The sequence below is a fragment of the Embleya australiensis genome, from assembly GCF_051903075.1.
GTDB lineage: Bacteria > Actinomycetota > Actinomycetes > Streptomycetales > Streptomycetaceae > Embleya.
In genome coordinates this window covers 4,338,186-4,354,647 of record NZ_CP182422.1, presented here as the reverse complement: position 1 = coordinate 4,354,647, position 16,462 = coordinate 4,338,186, and the positions used below count along the sequence as shown (strand labels likewise).

13 protein-coding genes and 1 pseudogene are annotated in these 16,462 nt (G+C 72.2%); 7 read left to right on the top strand and 7 right to left on the bottom strand.

What is annotated here, in order from left to right:
* Positions 1–10: 10 nt before the first annotated feature.
* Complete coding sequence (locus ACMXN5_RS18820) at positions 11–3,301, bottom strand: penicillin acylase family protein (protein ID WP_439676239.1); 3,291 nt, start codon at positions 3,299–3,301, stop codon at positions 11–13.
* A gap of 239 nt (positions 3,302–3,540) precedes the next feature.
* Here ACMXN5_RS18820 and ACMXN5_RS18815 point away from each other — a divergent pair, with 239 nt between their 5' ends.
* From ACMXN5_RS18815 to mscL, 6 genes are all read left to right on the top strand, one after another.
* Complete coding sequence (locus ACMXN5_RS18815) at positions 3,541–5,100, top strand: potassium/proton antiporter (protein WP_439676238.1); 1,560 nt, start codon at positions 3,541–3,543, stop codon at positions 5,098–5,100.
* Between the two features lie 321 nt (positions 5,101–5,421).
* Positions 5,422–6,693, top strand: coding sequence for an MFS transporter (locus ACMXN5_RS18810; protein WP_380009161.1), 1,272 nt, complete (start codon positions 5,422–5,424; stop codon positions 6,691–6,693).
* A gap of 46 nt (positions 6,694–6,739) precedes the next feature.
* On the top strand, positions 6,740–7,087 hold the full coding sequence (locus tag ACMXN5_RS18805) for an FmdB family zinc ribbon protein (RefSeq protein ID WP_439676237.1): 348 nt from the start codon (positions 6,740–6,742) through the stop codon (positions 7,085–7,087).
* Positions 7,088–7,090: 3 nt separating this feature from the next.
* Positions 7,091–7,930: an S-methyl-5'-thioadenosine phosphorylase gene (locus ACMXN5_RS18800; protein WP_439676236.1), complete on the top strand. Its 840-nt coding sequence runs from the start codon at positions 7,091–7,093 to the stop codon at positions 7,928–7,930.
* A gap of 320 nt (positions 7,931–8,250) precedes the next feature.
* Positions 8,251–8,958, top strand: coding sequence for an SAF domain-containing protein (locus ACMXN5_RS18795; protein WP_439676235.1), 708 nt, complete (start codon positions 8,251–8,253; stop codon positions 8,956–8,958).
* 163 nt (positions 8,959–9,121) lie between these two features.
* Positions 9,122–9,646, top strand: a complete 525-nt coding sequence (gene mscL / locus ACMXN5_RS18790) for a large conductance mechanosensitive channel protein MscL (RefSeq protein WP_439678036.1) — start codon at positions 9,122–9,124, stop codon at positions 9,644–9,646.
* 122 nt (positions 9,647–9,768) lie between these two features.
* On the opposite strand, the gene ACMXN5_RS18785 is transcribed toward mscL, so the two are convergent.
* The 4 genes from ACMXN5_RS18785 to ACMXN5_RS18770 form a co-directional block, all read right to left on the bottom strand.
* Positions 9,769–9,960 (bottom strand): hypothetical protein, encoded by a 192-nt coding sequence (locus ACMXN5_RS18785; protein ID WP_395799118.1) that lies wholly within the window; start codon positions 9,958–9,960, stop codon positions 9,769–9,771.
* A 35-nt stretch (positions 9,961–9,995) separates the two neighbouring features.
* A complete protein-coding gene (locus tag ACMXN5_RS18780) occupies positions 9,996–10,973 on the bottom strand; it encodes a sigma-70 family RNA polymerase sigma factor (RefSeq protein WP_439676234.1) in 978 nt (325 codons plus the stop codon).
* 387 nt (positions 10,974–11,360) lie between these two features.
* Positions 11,361–12,890 (bottom strand): MFS transporter, encoded by a 1,530-nt coding sequence (locus tag ACMXN5_RS18775; RefSeq protein WP_439676233.1) that lies wholly within the window; start codon positions 12,888–12,890, stop codon positions 11,361–11,363.
* A 77-nt stretch (positions 12,891–12,967) separates the two neighbouring features.
* Complete coding sequence (locus ACMXN5_RS18770; RefSeq protein WP_439676232.1) at positions 12,968–13,720, bottom strand: GNAT family N-acetyltransferase; 753 nt, start codon at positions 13,718–13,720, stop codon at positions 12,968–12,970.
* Between the two features lie 150 nt (positions 13,721–13,870).
* On the opposite strand from ACMXN5_RS18770, the gene ACMXN5_RS18765 reads away from it, so the two are divergent.
* Entirely contained in the window at positions 13,871–14,218 is a 348-nt protein-coding gene (locus ACMXN5_RS18765) for a LuxR family transcriptional regulator (RefSeq protein WP_439676230.1), read from the top strand.
* On the opposite strand, the gene ACMXN5_RS18760 is transcribed toward ACMXN5_RS18765, so the two are convergent.
* Positions 14,202–15,056, bottom strand: coding sequence for a hypothetical protein (locus ACMXN5_RS18760; protein WP_439676229.1), 855 nt, complete (start codon positions 15,054–15,056; stop codon positions 14,202–14,204). The two genes, ACMXN5_RS18765 and ACMXN5_RS18760, sit on opposite strands and share 17 nt — an antisense overlap.
* Positions 15,057–16,102: 1,046 nt before the next feature.
* Positions 16,103–16,379, bottom strand: a pseudogene (locus tag ACMXN5_RS18755) (helix-turn-helix domain-containing protein); the annotation flags it as partial.
* Positions 16,380–16,462: the final 83 nt, after the last annotated feature.

Here is a 16,462-nt window from a genome sequence, read left to right as displayed (position 1 = left end):
CGGGCGCCCGTCACGGCTTGCCCGGTGCCGCCGGACCGGCCGGGAGCAGGGTCAGCCGGTGTTTGGCCGCCTTGTCCACCGCCGCCGGCGTGAACGCCCACGGCAGCGTCTCGCCCTTGCGCCACAGGTCGGTCTGATCGGTGTAGTTGTCGTGCCACACGTGCCCGGAGGCGCCGGTCAGGTTGATCCACCGGGACGCGTCCAGGTCGGACATGTCCACCACCATCCGCATCGACGGCACGGTGGTCACCTCGTAGCCCTGCGCGGCGTTCCAGCCGGTCGCGTTGACCAGCCCCTCGCCGCCGGCCATCCCGTACGGCCCCCGGTTGAGCATCCACTTGACCACGCCCGGACCCTCGGTGCCCAGGGTCTGATTGCGCAGGGTCAGCGTGTGCAGCCGGCCCCACGACCAGGTGTCGATGTCCTTGCCGAGCCGGGCGGTGAGGTCCTTCTTCGCCTCGGTCATCGCCTTGTGCAGCAGCCCGTCGCGGGTGGTGATCGCGCCCGGGTTCTTGGAGATGTTCCACCACGGGCTCTCCGGGGTGGCCAGCAGTGTGCGTACGACCTCGTTCCACCGGTCGCCGCCGTCGGGCTGCGCGGTCGAGTCGTCCCGGTCACCGCACTGCACGTGCGTGTTGTCCGCGTTGCTCGCGCAGTCGTTGTCGGCCCGGACCGAGAACGGCATCTTGTCGCCGAACGCGAGCATCAGCACCTGACGCCACACCGCGTTGAAGTACGCCGCGGCCGTGGAGTCGGCGTCGTTGCGCTTGTTCCAGTCCTTGAGCAGGTCCTGCGCCTCGCGCACCCACGGATCGTCGATCCGCACCGCCAGCAGGGCCGGGACCAGGAACTGCGCGACCGGGTTGATGTCGTCGACCTGCATCTTCTGCATCATCGCCGGATCGATCTTGCCCGGCGCCTTGGTGATCATCTCCTCGATCCGCGCGCTGCGGGCGCCGTACCCCCAGTCGGAGGTCAGCAGATACGGGTACGCCGGCGAGGTCACCGCGTTGTTCGCGGTGACGATGTAGCCCTCCTGCGGGTCGTACACGTTCGGCAACGACTCGAACGGGATGGTGCCCAGCCAGTCGTACTTCGAGTCCCACCCGTACACCGGCCACCGGCCGTCGCCGCTGCGGCGCAGTGGGATCTTGCCGGGCGCCTGGTAGCCGATGTGGCCCTCGACGTCGGCGTAGATCGCGTTCTGCGACGGCGCGTCGAAGTTCTTCAGCGCGGCGCGGAAGTCGTTCCAGTTCTGTGCCCGGTCCAGTTGGAAGAGCGCGTCCATCGAGCTGCCCGGGTCGAGCGCGGTCCAGCGCAGGGCGACCGCGTAGCCGTCCTCGCGCTGGGGGCTCAGGTCGGGGATCGGCGCGTCCTTGCCGACCTGCTTCAGGTCGTCTGACTCGTCGACCGCGTCGGTCAGGATCGGTCCGTGTCGGGTGGTGCGCACGGTGATCCGGCGATCGGCGCCCCCGGCGACCTTGATGGTCTCCTGACGGACCTCCTTGAACGGCTCCCACTTGGAGTCGTAGAGCACGCCGTCGCCCTGGACCTTCTCCAGGTACAGGTCGGTCACGTCGGCGCCGAGGTTGGTGAAGCCCCAGGAGATCTTCTGGTTGTGGCCGATGATCACGCCGGGCATGCCGGAGAACGTGTAGCCGGAGACGTCGTATTGGCACTGCGGTCCGACCGCGCGACAGTGCAGCCCCATCTGGTACCAGACCGACGGCAGCGACGGCGACAGGTGCGGGTCGTTGGCGAGCAGCGGCTTGCCGGTGGTGGTGCGGCTGCCGGCCACCACCCACGAGTTGGAGCCGACGCCCGACGACTTCTCGCTGAACAGCGAGGGCAGCTTGGACAACGACTCCGAGAGGTTGGCCAGCGCGGTCTGCGCGTTCTTGGACGGCGCCGGCGGCGGCGCGTCCTGGGCGAAGCGCTCGGTCTTGCCGTCCTTGACGATGTCGCCGTTGCGCACGATCGGCTTGTTCGTGTCGTACGGGTACGGCGGGTACAGCTCGTCGATCCGGTTGACCGTCAGCTTGTCGGACAGCAGCGCGCGGTCGATCTCGTCCTGCATGTTGGTCCGCAGGTCCCACGCCATCGCCTTGAGCCAGGCGACCGAGTCGACGGGGGTCCACGGCTCGGCCTTGTAGCCGTCGTGCACGAGACCGAGCAGCGCGTATTCGAACGACGCGTCGGCGCCCTTGTGGTCCTTCAGATAGGCGTTGACCCCGTCGGCGTAGGCCTGGAGGAACTTCTGCGACTCCGGGGCCAGCGCCGCGTATTCCTGCTCGGCCACCTTGCGCCAGCCGAGCGTGCGCAGGAACTTGTCGTTGTCCACCTGCCCGGAACCGAACATCTCGGACAATCGGCCCGCGGTCATGTGCCGGCGTACGTCCATCTCCCAGAACCGGTCCTGGGCGTGTACGTAGCCCTGCCCCCGGAACAGGTCCTCGGACGTGTCGGCGTACACCTGCGGGATGCCCTGGGCGTCGCGGACCACGTCCACCTTGCCGGTCAGCCCCGCGATCCGCACGGTGCCACTGGTCTGCGGGAACGAGTCGCGGGACAACTGCCAGCCCCACCAGCCGAGTCCGCCGGCCGCGATGGCGAGCACCACGACGAAGACGATGGCGGTCAGCCGGAACCGGCGCCATGCCTTGGACGGCCCCTTGGGGGTGTTCGATCGTTCCTTGACCTTGCCGGTGCCGCCGGCGGCGGGCTCGGCGGCCTCGGTGTCGGCCGGGGCGCCGGGCGCGGCGGCCGCGGGCTCGGCGGTGGAGCCGGTCTCGGCGGAGGGCGAGGGTGCGGGCGCGGGTGCCGGGATCGGTGCGGGCGCGGGCGGCGGTGGCTCGGCGGCGCGCGGCGCGGGCGGTACGGGCGCCGCGGCGGGCGGCGGGACCGACCCCGCGGCCGGCTCCGCGTACGGCTCCAGGGGCGGGTAGGGCTCCCCGTGGGCGGGTGACTCCGGTGGGGCGTACGGCTCTTGTCCGGCGTGGGGCTCCTGCGCCGGATGGGGGTCCTGCCGCGGCGCGTACGGCTCCTGCGGGACGTAGGGCTGGACGTGGGGCTCTTGCTCTTGCTCTTGCGGGGCGTACGGCTCGGGTTCGGCGTACGGCTCGGGCGCGGCCCGGCGCTCACGCTCCGCGCGTTCTTCCGCGCGCCGCTGGGCCGCGACCGGATCCGCCGCGGCCCACTGCGATGTGGGCCACTCGCCCGTGGGCCAGTCGTCCCACCCGGAGGATGAGGCGTCCTGGCCACCGGGGGGCTGCTCCGGGTCGGGCGTCTTCGAGGGAGGCATCAAGGTCCTTATGCGGTCGGTGCGGCAAGGGACACCTTAAAAGCCGAGTGTCGTCGACAGCACAGCCACCGGTACGAGACGGGACCCCTGTGGGGTATGGATCCTTCGCTTTGGTAAAATATTTGCCAGGCGTAGGTAATTGATCGCCGGTTCGCCGGCGCGGCAGGGCCCCCCGTTCCAAGGCCCGCTGATTCTCTGCGCATTCGCGGCGCCGGCTTCGCCCGTCGTCGTCTGCCTTCATGTTCAAGCACTCCGTGCGGCCGCCTGGGGGGTGGCCGGACCGACGACCGCCGGAGGTGACGCACGTGTCCGTGCCCGAGCTCAACCAGGTCCTGCTCCTGGGGGCCCTCGTCATGCTGTCCGCCGTCATAGCGGTCCGCCTGGCGACCCGCACCGGACTGCCGAGCCTGCTGCTCTACCTCGGACTCGGAATGGTGATCGGGGCCGACGGCCTCGGCATAGGTTTCGACAACGCCGAACTGACCCAGACGCTCGGCTACGCCGCGCTGATAGTGATCCTCGCGGAGGGCGGGATCGCCACCAGTTGGAAGGAGATCAGGCCGTCGGTGCCGGCGGCGGCGGTGTTGTCCACCGTCGGGGTCGGGGTGAGCGTCGCGGTCACCGCGTTGGCCACCAGGATCGTGCTCGACGTGGACTGGTCGACCGCGATCCTGATGGGCGCGATCGTGTCCTCCACGGACGCCGCCGCGGTCTTCTCGGTGTTGCGCAAGTTGCCGCTGCCGCACCGGTTGACCGGGTTGCTGGAGGCCGAATCCGGCTTCAACGACGCGCCGGTGGTGATCCTGGTGGTCACGTTCGCCCACACGAGCCACATCGAACCCTGGTACAGGATCCTCGGCGAGATCGGCCTGGAGCTGACGATAGGCGCGGCGGTCGGCCTCGCGGTCGGCCGGCTCGGCGCGCTCGGCCTGCGCCACGTCGCGCTGCCGGCCTCCGGCCTGTATCCGATCGCGGTGATGGCGCTGTGCGTGCTGGCCTACTCCGGCGGCGCGTTGGCGCACGGCAGCGGGTTCCTCGCGGTCTACCTGACCGCGCTGGTCCTGGGCAACTCGCAACTCCCGCACGGCCCGGCCACGCGCGGCTTCGCCGAGGGGCTCGGTTGGATCGCCCAGATCGGGCTGTTCGTCCTGCTCGGACTGCTGGTCACCCCGCACGAGTTGGGCAGCGCGGTGGTCCCGGCGCTGGTGATCGGCACCATCCTGCTGCTGGTGGCCCGGCCGCTGTCGGTGATCGTGACCACGTCGCCGTTTCGCATACCGTGGCGCGAGCAGCTGATCCTGTCCTGGGCGGGCCTGCGCGGGGCGGTGCCCATCGTGCTGGCGACCATCCCGATCGTGAAGGACATCCCCGACGCCCAGCGGCTGTTCAACATCACCTTCGTGCTGGTCGTCGTGTTCACCCTGGTCCAGGGGCCCACACTGCCGTGGATAGCGCGCAAGGCCGGTTTCGCGGGTGCCGACGAGCCGACCGACCTCGGCGTGGAGTCCGCGCCGCTGGAGAAGCTGCACGGCCACCTGCTGTCGGTGAACGTGCCGACGGGTTCGCGGATGCACGGCGTGGAGGTCGGCGAGCTGCGCCTGCCGCGCGGGGCCGCGGTCACCCTGATCGTGCGCGAGGACGGGAGCTTCGTCCCCGAGCCGACCACCGTGCTGCGGCGCGGCGACGACCTGCTCGTGGTGACCACCGACGCGGTGCGCGACGAGACGGAGGACCGACTGCGCGCGGTCAGCCGGGGCGGCAAGCTCGCGGGCTGGTTCGGGGTCAAGGGCGACACCTGAGGCGCGGCGCCTCGCCGTCGGCCCGGACCGGATGTGCCTGGGATACAATCGTATGGTTGATCGTCGGCGGGGCGCCCCAGGGCGTCCCGGACGCCGATCCCACTGCACACACCGACTCTGCCTGACGCAGGGCTGGCGTCGTGACCGCACGGCGGCCGAGGCACAACGCTTCGGTATCTACCCCGGTGGACGCTTTCGAGGACAGCTCTCGGCGCACCGGGGTTTCCCCTGTGCGTCACCAGGTGGCAGGAAGCGACAACCCGCGATGCCCACGATGCCCACGCATCGGACCGCCGCACGCGCCCGCCGGGGGCGGTGCGCATGATCTCCACGTACTCCACGCTGCTGCGGACCCCCTCCGCCTGGCGATTCCTGGCTCCCGCGCTGATCGCGCGGCTGCCCTACGCGATGCTCGGCCTGGGCATCGTGCTGCTGGTCAAACACACCACCGGCTCATACGGCACGGCCGGCGCGGTCTCCGCCGCGGCGGCCGTGGCGCTGGCCTTCGTCGGCCCGCAGACGGGTCGGCTCGCCGACCGCTTCGGCCAGGCGGCGGTGGTCGTACCCGGCGCGCTGCTGCACGGCGCGGCGGTGTCCGCGCTGATCGTGGCCGCGCTCGCCGAGGCGCCGCTGTGGCTGCTGTTCACGACCGCGGTGCTCTCCGGCGCGACGGTGCCGCAGATCGGCTCGATGGTGCGGGCCCGCTGGGCGGCGCACCTGGAGCGGTCGCCGCTGCTGCCGACCGCGTTCGCGTTCGAATCGGTGACCGACGAGTTCACCTTCGTGGTCGGCCCGGTGGTGGCCACCTTCCTGGCCACCGGCGTACACCCGGCGGCCGGCCTGGTGGTCGAGGCCGCGCTGACCGTGGTCGGGTCGTTGTTGTTCGCGACACAACGCGGCACCGCGCCCCGGCGGGTGGTCCGCACGGCCGGTGACACGCCGCACACGTCCGCGCTGCGGATCGGCGGGGTACGCCTGCTCGTGGTCGCGTTCATCTGCATCGGCGGGGTCTTCGGCACCGTGCAGGTCTCGGTCACCGCGTTCGCCGAGGAGGCCGGCCGGCCCGGCTTGGCGGGCGCGCTGTACGCGGTCTTCGCGGGCGGCAGCCTGATCGCCGGGGCCGTCTACGGCGCGATCGCCTGGCGGCGGGCCGCGCACCGCCGGATGGTGGTGATGTTCGCGCTGCTCGCGCTCGGCACCGCGCCGCTGTGGGCCATCCCGTCGGTGGGAATCATGGTGCCCGTCGCGTTGCTGTGCGGACTGGCGATCGCACCCACGCTGATCACCGGCTTCACCCTCGTCGACACGCTCGTCCCGGCCGCGGCCAAGACCGAGGCGTTCACCTGGTTGACCGGGGCGATCGGGCTCGGCCTCGCGCTCGGCTCGACGTTCTCCGGGATGCTCACCGACGCGCGCGGCTCGGGCGCCGGGTTCGCGCTCACCCTGGCCTCGGCCGGCATCGGCTTCCTGGTGGTGCTGGCCGGGCAACGGCTGCTGAAGCCGAAGGCGGATGTGACACCCATTACACCGACGACCACCACCGTGGTGGACGGAACTCCGGTGGATGCTGCACCATTGGCACTCGACAGGTGAGAGTGCCAGTACCCAGCTGACCTGTCTGTCGAAGGAGGACCAGACCGTGCCGACGTACCAGTACCAGTGCACCGCCTGTGGCGAGGGCCTCGAGGCCGTCCAGAAGTTCACGGACGACGCGCTGACCGTGTGCCCCGCCTGCCAGGGCAGGCTGCGCAAGGTCTTCTCGGCGGTGGGCGTCGTGTTCAAGGGCTCCGGCTTCTACCGGACCGACAGCCGCGGCTCGAGCACGTCGTCGACACCGGCGACGGCCGGGGCGTCCTCGACGGGTTCGTCGGGTTCGTCCTCCTCCTCGTCCTCGGAGGGTTCGTCGTCCTCGTCTTCGTCGTCGACGTCCTCGACGTCTTCGTCGTCCTCGGCCGGCTCGTCCGGTACGACGTCGACGGCGGCCTGAGCGATGACGACCGGCGTGTTGCCGGCGGGGGTGGCCCCGGCCGAGATCGGTGTGATCGGCGGTTCCGGGTTCTACGCCTTCCTGGACGACGTGGTCGAGGTGCGGGTGGACACGCCGTACGGCGCGCCCAGCGACGCGCTCTTCCTGGGCGAGGTGGCCGGCCGTCGGGTCGCGTTCCTGCCCCGGCACGGCCGCGACCACTCGATCCCGCCGCACCGGATCAACTACCGCGCCAACCTGTGGGCGCTGCGGGCCGTCGGGGTCACGCAGGTGCTCGCGCCGTGCGCGACGGGCGGTCTGCGGGCCGAACTGGGCCCGGGCACGCTGGTGGTCCCCGATCAGCTGATCGACCGCACCTCCGGCCGCGTCCAGACGTTCTTCGACGGGCTGCCGCTCGCCGACGGCAGCGTGCCGCCGGTGGTGCACACCACGTTCGCCGACCCGTACTGCGCCGACGGGCGCGCGGTGGCCATCGCGGGCGCCCGCGCCTCGGGGTGGGAGCCGGTGGACGGCGGCACCCTCGTGGTGATCGAGGGGCCGCGCTTCTCCACCCGGGCCGAATCCAAGTGGTACTCGGCCCAGGGCTGGTCGATCATCGGGATGACCGGGCACCCCGAGGCGGTGCTCGCGCGCGATCTGGGGCTGTGCTGCACGGCCATCGCGCTGGTCACCGACCTCGACGCGGGCGTCGAGGCGGGCGAGGGGGTCACCCACGCCGAGGTGATGGAGGTCTTCGCGGCCAACGTCGACCGGCTGCGCACGCTGCTGTTCGACGTGGTGGCGGCGTTGCCGAAGACTCGTACGTGCAGCTGTGGCACGGCGGAGGTCGAGCGACCCGCGTAGGCGGTTCGCCGGTCGGTGAGTGTTGTGCGGTCGGCGCGTTCGGCCGTGTGTGATGTGTTCGAAGGCCGTCTCCCGGGTGGGGGGCGGCCTTCGTGCCGTTCGGGGGCGGGTCGCTCGGTGGGGGGAGTCGTGTCGCTCACGTGGGTGAATTCGTTGTCCACAGGGGGGCGGTGATCCACAGGCGTCCGGGCGGTTCGGCGCGGGCGGGTCGGCGGGCGGCACGGTGGGGATGCGGCTCGGCCCTCGTTTTCCCGCCCCGGTTCCGACGGGGGTCGGGCCGCATCGTCCCTACCGTGTGCGCCGCCCGCGTTGGAGGTGTGATGTCCGCTTCGGGATCGTTCGGATCGCCGTCCGGTCCGTCGTTCGGCCGGCCCGGCGGCCCGGCCCTTCGCGGGTCGCCGGGGGCGCCCGCCCGGCCGCCGTGGCGCCGCGTGTTGGCCCGGCATCGGCGCGGGTTGGCCGCGTTGTCGGCGGCGGTCGCCGCGCTCGCGGTGATCGTGGCGGTCCGGCCGGCGCCCGTGCCCACCACGCCGATCCTGGTGGCCGCGCGGGACCTGCCCGCGGGCAGCACACCCGGGCCCGCCGACCTGGCCCTGGTGCGGATGCCGACGGCGTTGCGCCCCGAGGGGGTCCTGCGCGCGGTCCGGCAGGCCGAGGGGGGCGCGTTGACCGGGCCGCTGCGGCGCGGCGAGCCGGTGACCGACGTGCGGTTGACCCGGCCCGGCGGCCCGGCCGACGCGGGCACGGTGGCGCTGCCCGCGCGCTTCGCCGACGCCGACGCGGTGGCCGTACTGCGTCCCGGCGACCGGATCGACGTGCTGGCCGCGCCGCCGCCCGAACACCCCGGCCCCGCACGGCCGATCGCCGCCGGCGCCGTGGTGGTGGCCAAGCCGCCCCCGACCGATTCCCGGTTCGGGGCGTCCGGGTCCGGAGCGCTCGTTATCCTCGAGGTTCCCCGCGCCGTGGCGAACGAACTCGCGGGCGCGGCGACCGGCCCGGGACTCACTTACACCATCCGCAGGTTCTGAGCGGCGTTGTTGCGGCGGATCGCGAATGACACCAGACTCGTGCGGGTTGTCCGGCTTCATCGGCTATTCCGCAATTACTACGATTATTACCGCTGTTGGTGGTGATCGTTGCTCGGAACGCCCGGTCGAGCCTCGACCGATCAAGATCGATGGGAATCAAGCAGTGGGCGGCTTCAAGAAGTTCCTCATGCGCGGAAACGTCGTCGACCTGGCCGTGGCCGTGGTCATCGGCGCCGCGTTCACGGCGGTCGTGAACGCGTTCGTGAAGGGGATGATCAACCCGGTCGTGGGTGCGCTGGGCACCAAGAACCTGGACAGCTACACGACCTGCATCAAGGGCCCGTGCGGCGTCGACGCGAAGGGCGAGACGACCGGCGTCCAGCTGCTGTGGGGGTCGGTGCTCGGCGCGGCGCTGACGTTCGTGATCACCGCGGCGGTGGTCTACTTCCTGCTCGTGCTGCCGATGAACCACATGCTGGAGCGGCGCAAGCGGGCGCTCGGACACGCGGGCGAGAAGGAATTGAGCGACGTCGAGATCCTGCGCGAGATCCGCGACCTGCTCGCCGAACGGCTGGAGCCGCAGCAGGACTCCGGCCGCGACGGCGGCACCGGATCGTCGGGGTCCTCGGGGACCTCGGGAGGCTCGGGGACTGCGGGAGGCTCCGGGGCCTCGCGTTCGGACGTCTGATCGGTCGAACGGCGGGCCCGCGCCTTCGTGGAAAGGTGCGGGCCCGCCGTTCGTTTTCGTTTACGTGCGGCGAGCGCCTGTGCCGCCCCGGGCCGCGCCGGCCGCCCGACGGCGGCCCCGGCTCAGAAGTGGTGCGGCGGCTTGTCGTCGAGGAATCGACGGATGTCGGCCGGGTCGGCGCCGGTCCGGTGCTCGCCCCAGCCGGTGTCGGTCTCGTCCGAACTCGTCTCGGGCAGCAGGTCGTCCCAGCCGAAGCGGTCGTGCCGCTTCGGCTCGTCCGGTCCGTTCGCCTCGCGTGCTTGCGCCTCCGCCATCGCACCAGTGTGCCGGCGCTCCGGCGCGGGCCGCGTCACGCGGCCTCGAGCCCCTGGGCGGCGGCCAACTCGCGCAGTTCGACCAGCGCCTGCTTCTCGATCTGCCGGATCCGCTCGCGGGTGAGCCCGAGTTGCTTGCCGACCTCGGTGAGCGTGTGCTCCTTGCCGTCGGCCATGCCGTAGCGCGCCCGCAAGATGGTGGCCGTACGGCCGTCGAGCCGACCCACCAGGTCCGCTATCTGCTCCCGGCGCAGCGTCGCGAGGGTGATGTCCTCCGGGGTCAACGGGTCGGTCTCCTGGACCAGTTCGCCCAGTTCGGTCTCGCCGTCGTCACCCACGGGGGTGTCCAGGCTGATCGGGTCGCGCGCCCATCCGATCACGTCGACCACCCGCTCGGGGGTGCTGCCCACGATCTCGGCGATCTCCGGGATCTCGGGGTCGCGACCGTGGTCGCGGGCGAACTCGCGCTGCACGCGGCGGATCTTGCTGAGTTCCTCGACCAGGTGCACGGGCAGTCGCACGGTGCGGGCCTGATCGGCCATCGCCCGGGTGATCGCCTGCCGGATCCACCACGTGGCGTAGGTGGAGAACTTGAAGCCCTTCGCGTAGTCGAACTTCTCGACCGCGCGGACCAAGCCCACGTTGCCCTCCTGGACCAGGTCCAGGAACGGCATCCCGCTGCGCGGGTAGCGCCGCGCGACGGAGACCACCAGACGCAGGTTGGCCTGGATGAACAGTTCCTTGGCCGCCGCTCCGCGCGCGATCAGCGCGTCGAGTTCGGCCCGGTCGACTCCCTCGGGTACGGCGTCCTCGTCGATCAGTTTCTGTGCGTAGAGTCCGGCCTCGATGTCCTTCGACATCTCCACCTCGCGCTCCGCGTCCAGGAGCTTCGTGCGGCTGATCTCGTCCAGGTACACACCGACCGTGTCGCGCTCGACGTCGGCAGCCTTCCGCGTGCGGGAAGCCGCCACTCGCTCGGCGCCCTGTCGGGCCACACCACGTGTAGTCGGCATGCTCTAGCCCTCGCTTTCATTCGCGTTCGTCAACATTTCGAACGAACGAGAAGCCTGTGGTATTCCATCCGGAGATGTACTGTTGAAAGGTTGGCCGATAGCGGCCTTTATCAGCGCCTGCCCGGCCTCGGGCTACGCATGCACGCTCCGGAGTGCCTACGATCCGCTCAACGGCCGAGGGGCCCCGGATGTTCCTAAGGCCCGGGTGGGAGCGGGTGCGCGGACTCCGGGAGGGCGGCCTCGACCCGGCGGCGGGCGTCGCCTCGGCCGCCGTGGGGCGGTCCGGTGCGACGCGGCGCGCGACTGCCCGACCGACGACTTTCGGCCGGCCGATGTCGGCCCACCGTGCCCGGCCGGCATCCTTCCCGGCCCGGCGGTCGGCGCGGGTCAGTGCGTGTCGGAGGCGGGTTCCAGGTCGCGGGGGATCAGCCGCCAGGCCAGTACCGCGGCGACCAGCGCGACCACGCCGCCGGCCAGGAAGGTGGGCGTCATGCCGGCCGTGAACGCGTCGCCGGCCCGCGTGAGCAGGCCGCCCGTGCCGAGCCGGTCCGCCACCACCGACGCGTCCCCGATCGACTCGCGCACCGCCGACAGGTCGGCCGCGCCGAGGTCGAGGTCGGCCAGGTTGGAGCGGTAGAGCGCGGAGGCCATGCTGCCGAGGATGGCGACGCCGAGGGCTGCGCCGAGTTCGTACGCGGTCTCGTCGATGGCGGCCGCGCCCCCGGCGTCCGCGGCCGGCGCCGAGGACATCAGCACCACCGACGCGACGGTGGCCAACGTACCCACGCCGAGCCCGACCACCGCGAGCGAGACGCCGATCAGCGGGTAGTCCACGTCCCGGAAGTGCTGCCCGATCCAGGGCAGGGCCAGTCCGACGCCCATCAGCGCGAGGCCGATCGCGAGCACGTTGCGCGGCGGGAAGCGGTGCATCAGCGCCGGCACCACCATCGACGCCATGATCAGCGCGATCGGCGCGGGCAGCAGGTGTAGTCCGGCGGACACGGGGCTGTAGCCGCGGACGTACTGGAACCACTGGCTGAGCAGGAACAGCGCCGCGCCGAGGCCGAGCATGCCCAGGAAGATCGCGGTCGCGGCCATCGTGAACGCGCGGTTCGTGAACAGCCGGACCTGGAGGAGCGGGTGGGCGAGGCGCAGTTGGCGCCGGACGAACACGGTCAGCGTGACCACCGCGATCGCGAGCAGGATCCAGGCTCCGGGGTCGGCCACGCCGCCCTTGCCGAGTTGTTTGACGCCGCCCGCGAGCGTGGCCATGCCGACGATGGACAGCCCCACCCCGGGCCAGTCCCACGCGCCGGAGCGCGGCGAGCGGGACTCGGGCAGCAGCCACAGGCCGAATCCGATCACCGCGACGGCGATCGGCACGTTCAGCAGGAACGCCGACTGCCACCCGTGCGACTGTACGAGCAGTCCGCCGATCACCGGCCCGAGCGCCATGCCGCCGCCGAAGACGGCCGACCACACGGCGTAGGCGAAGGCCCGCTCCCGGGCGTCGGTGAACACCTGGCGCAGGATGGTCAGCGTGGAGGGCATGATCGCCGCGCCGCCGACGCCGAGCAGCACCCGGGCGGCGATCACGTGCCAGGCCGCGGTGGCCGCCACCGCGAGCAGCGAGGCGACCGCGAAGATCGCGAACCCGACCAGGAGCAGCCGTTTGCGGCCCCAGCGGTCGCCGAGCGCGCCGGCGGTGACCAGCAGGCCGGACAGCGCGAGCGCGTAGGAGTCGATGATCCACAACTGCTCGACCGAGCCGGGCCGCAGATCGGCGACCAGGGAGGGGAATGCGACGTTCAGGATCGTCGCGTCCATCGAGATGATCAGCAGGCTCCCCGACAGGATCGCGAGCACGGCCCAGCGCCGCGGGTCACGGGCGGGACGAAGGGAGGTGGAGCCGGCCATGAGACATCCTCAATTCTTTTGAGACATAAGTGTCTCATGCCTCGATCGACGCGTCCAACGCTCCCCCGCCGGGGTGTCTACCGCTCGCCTCCCGGGAGTACGACATGCATGAACGACTCGTCGTGTCGGAATCCGAGGCGCTCGTACACCGTCCGGGCCGGATTGCCCTCGGTGACCGCGAGGCCGATCGAGGGCAGCCCGGCGCGTGCGGCGAGGCCGAGCGTGTGGCGCAACAGCCGGGCACCGAGGCCGGCGTACGCGGGGTCGGGATCGCGGAAGACCTCGCTGATCCACGGCCCGAGCTGTTCGGCGTCGTTGACCAGCACCGTCGCGACCACCCGCCCCCCATCCAGCGCCACCACGCTCGCGTCGAGCAGGGGCCCGAGCACACGTCCGTGGTAAAGGACGTCCAGGTCCTCGGGATTGGGATGCGACGTGCCGTCGGGATGTCCGGGCGGATAGGCGGCGATCCAGGAGTCGTACAGCGCCGAGGGCGGCACGGACGTCACCGGCCGCACCTCGATGCGCGGATCCGCCCAGGCGTGGCCGTCGGCCCGCGGATCCAACTCGCGGGCGTACCGGTGCAGATGCCGCACCAGACGGCCGCCCGACGCGATCAGCACGGCACCGGTTTCCGCGTGCGCCGACACGACCCATCCGGGGAGCGCGGTCAGGATGGCGGGGGCCGCCGCCTCGGCCGGCAGCCGATGCAGCCGCAGGTCGAGCGCGGCCGGTCGGCCCGAGCGGTTGCCGAGCCGGTAGTCGGCGACGAGCGTCCCGTCCCGATCGAAGACGGTTCCGCGCGTACGCACGCTTTCATCGGTGGTCATGAGGTTCATTCTTCGATGCCCGAGCAAGTCGTTTACCTCCTCGGTCGCGGCCCTCTGCCCCCTCGCCAGGATCACCCGGCACACCGGTCGTCGCATTCCCGCGACCACCAGAACATGCGCGGAGAGTGATCGCCCCCGAAACTGACATACATGGATAAAATCTCGCTCCGGACGGCCACGAAGGAGCAGCTCGCCTCGGCCCGCAGCACCTCGTCGGGCCGCAGCTCGGCCGCCATGCTCGGCGGCTCCCGCCGGCGGTTGCGGCAGACCCTGATCGCCCTCACGGCGGGCAACTCGCTGGATCAACCCGAGAGCCCGGGCGAGGCCTCCCTGATCGTGCTGACCGGCCACATCCGGCTGACCGCGGGCGACGACTCCGTCGAGGGCACCTCCGGCGACCTGCTCGTCGTCCCCGAGGAGCCGCACACGGTGGAGGCCGTCGAGGACTCGGCCGTCATCCTGACCGTCGGCACATCGGCGACTACCCCTGGCGCTTGATCCACTCGCCGCCGCCGAGCGGGTAGTCGTAGCCGGGGCGGGCCGCGCCGGCGCTGGTGCGGAACGGCTTGCCCTTGTTGTCGACCTTGACCGTGCCGCGGCGGCCGTCGGCGGCGGACCAGTCCAGGGTGAGATCCCAGCGCACGTCGTGGGCCTTGGTGTGCACCGTGACGTAGAAGACCTCGGGATCGGTGGCGCTGACCTTGTACGGGAAGTCGCGTTGGCCGTTCTTCGCGGTGACGGTGGGGCTGCCCCGGTCGAGGTCGACGTCGAAGGACTTGGTGTCGACGTCGCCGCCGCAGCCGACGCCCATCGCGTAGTCGTTCCAGGCGAGGGGCGCGCCCTTGGCGACGACGCGGACGTGCAGCGCCTCCAGGACGATCGTTTCCCGTTCGCGGCCCTGGACGGTGAGGGCGATCTGCTGCTCGTCCGAGGAGACCGCGCCGTACGCACCGGACCAGCGCACCGCGTCCGCCTCGCCGGCGGGCGGGCCGACCTGCTCGGGGGCGCTGTCGACGAGGAAGTGTTGGCTGCACGGGTTGCTGTACACGTAGGGGCGTACGGCGATGCCGAGCGGGTCGTCGCCCGAGGCGGCTCCCGTGCTCGGCGTGCCGCCCTTCGAGGCGCCGGGCGCGACCTTGCCGGGCGGGGTGGTGCCGGTCGGGGTCGAGGCCGATCCGGTACCGGTACCGGCGGTCGGCGGGGAGGCGGGGGCGGGCCCGGCGGGCCGGTCGCCGGCGGCCGGCGGGGCGGTGGGCACGGGGCCGGAGTCGGCCGCCGTGCGGGCGCCGGAACCGTCGCCGTCGTCGCCGGACAGCGGGTACGCGACGACCAACACGGCGCCGAGCACGGCCGCGGCTGCGGCGAGGCCAACCGCGGCACGGCGACGCCGCACGGGGTGGGGGGCCGGTACATGCGGCGGCCCAACGACCGTCACCGTGTCGTCCCGCCCCGGCCCCTGCGCGGACGAGCCGACCGAGCCCGAGAAGCCGACCGGGGACGCTTCGCCCGAAGCCGCCGAACCGCCCAGGGACGCTCCGGAGCCGGAAGCCCCAGCGGCCCCGCCCCCGGCTCCCGAGCCCGCCCCCGACACGCCATCCCCGCCCGCCTGCCCAACCGAGCCCTCCACCGCCCCAACCGACCCACCCGCTGCCGCAACCGGACCCGCAACCGCAGTCGGCCCCGAGGCCGGAGCCGAAGCTGAGGCCTCGGTCGGAACCTGGCCCCCGGCCGGGATCCGGGCCGGGGGCCAGGCCGAAGCCTCAGCGGCAGCCGAACGCGGAGCCTCGACGACAGCCGAAGCCTCAGCGGCAGCCGAAGCCGGAGCCCCGGCGGAAGTCGAGGGCGAGGTCGAACCCAAGGCCGAAGCTCCCGCCGAAGGCAGAGCCCCCGCCGGAGACGAAGCCGGGCCCGGGGCCGAAGCCCCCTCCGGACCCGGCCCCGGAGCCGGCGTCGGCGCCAAGGCCGGCGCTGAGACCTCGGTCGGAGCCGGGCCCCCGGCCGGGATCCGGGCCGGGGGCCAGGCCGAAGCCTCAGCGGCAGTCGCACGCGGAGCCTCAGCGGCAGCCGGAGCCGGGCCCCCGGCGGAAGTCGGGGTCGAGGTCGGGCCCAAGGCCGAAGCTCCGGCCGGAGGCGAAGTCGAGCCCGAAGACACGGCCCCCGCCGAAGGCGAAGCCGGAGCCGGGGCCGAGGCCCCGGCCGGAGCCGGCGCCGGGCCCGAAGGCGAAGCCCCCGCCGGAGGCGAAGCCGGACCCGAAGGCGAAGCCGGAGCCGGGGCCGAGGTCCCGGCCGGAGCCGGCGCCGGGCCCGGAGGCGAAGCCGGGGTCGGGGTCGAGGACTCGGCCGGAGGTGGCACCGGCGTGCGTGGGCCGGGTGCGTCCGGGCGGCGGCCCCGCATCGCGTCGGCCAGGATCCAGTGCCGGTGCAGCTCCACCAGCTCCTGTGGTGTCGCCCGGCACGCCCTCGCGAAGCGCTCCACCGGTGCGTACTCGTTCGGCACCGCGGTGCCGTTGCAGTAGCGGTGCAGTGTCGAGGTGCCCATGTGCAGCCGCTTGGCCAGCGCCCCGTAGCTGAGCCCCGAGCGGTCCTTCAGCCCCCGCAACAAACGCGCGAACGCCTCCGTTCCCGCTGCTCCCGCTGCCTCCGACACCCGTTCCTCCATCGCCCCGTGTCCCAAGCCGGCGTTCCAGGGGCCCGGCATTTCCCCTGGTCAGACCCGGTTTCGCCGTTCCGGCGTCCCCAATC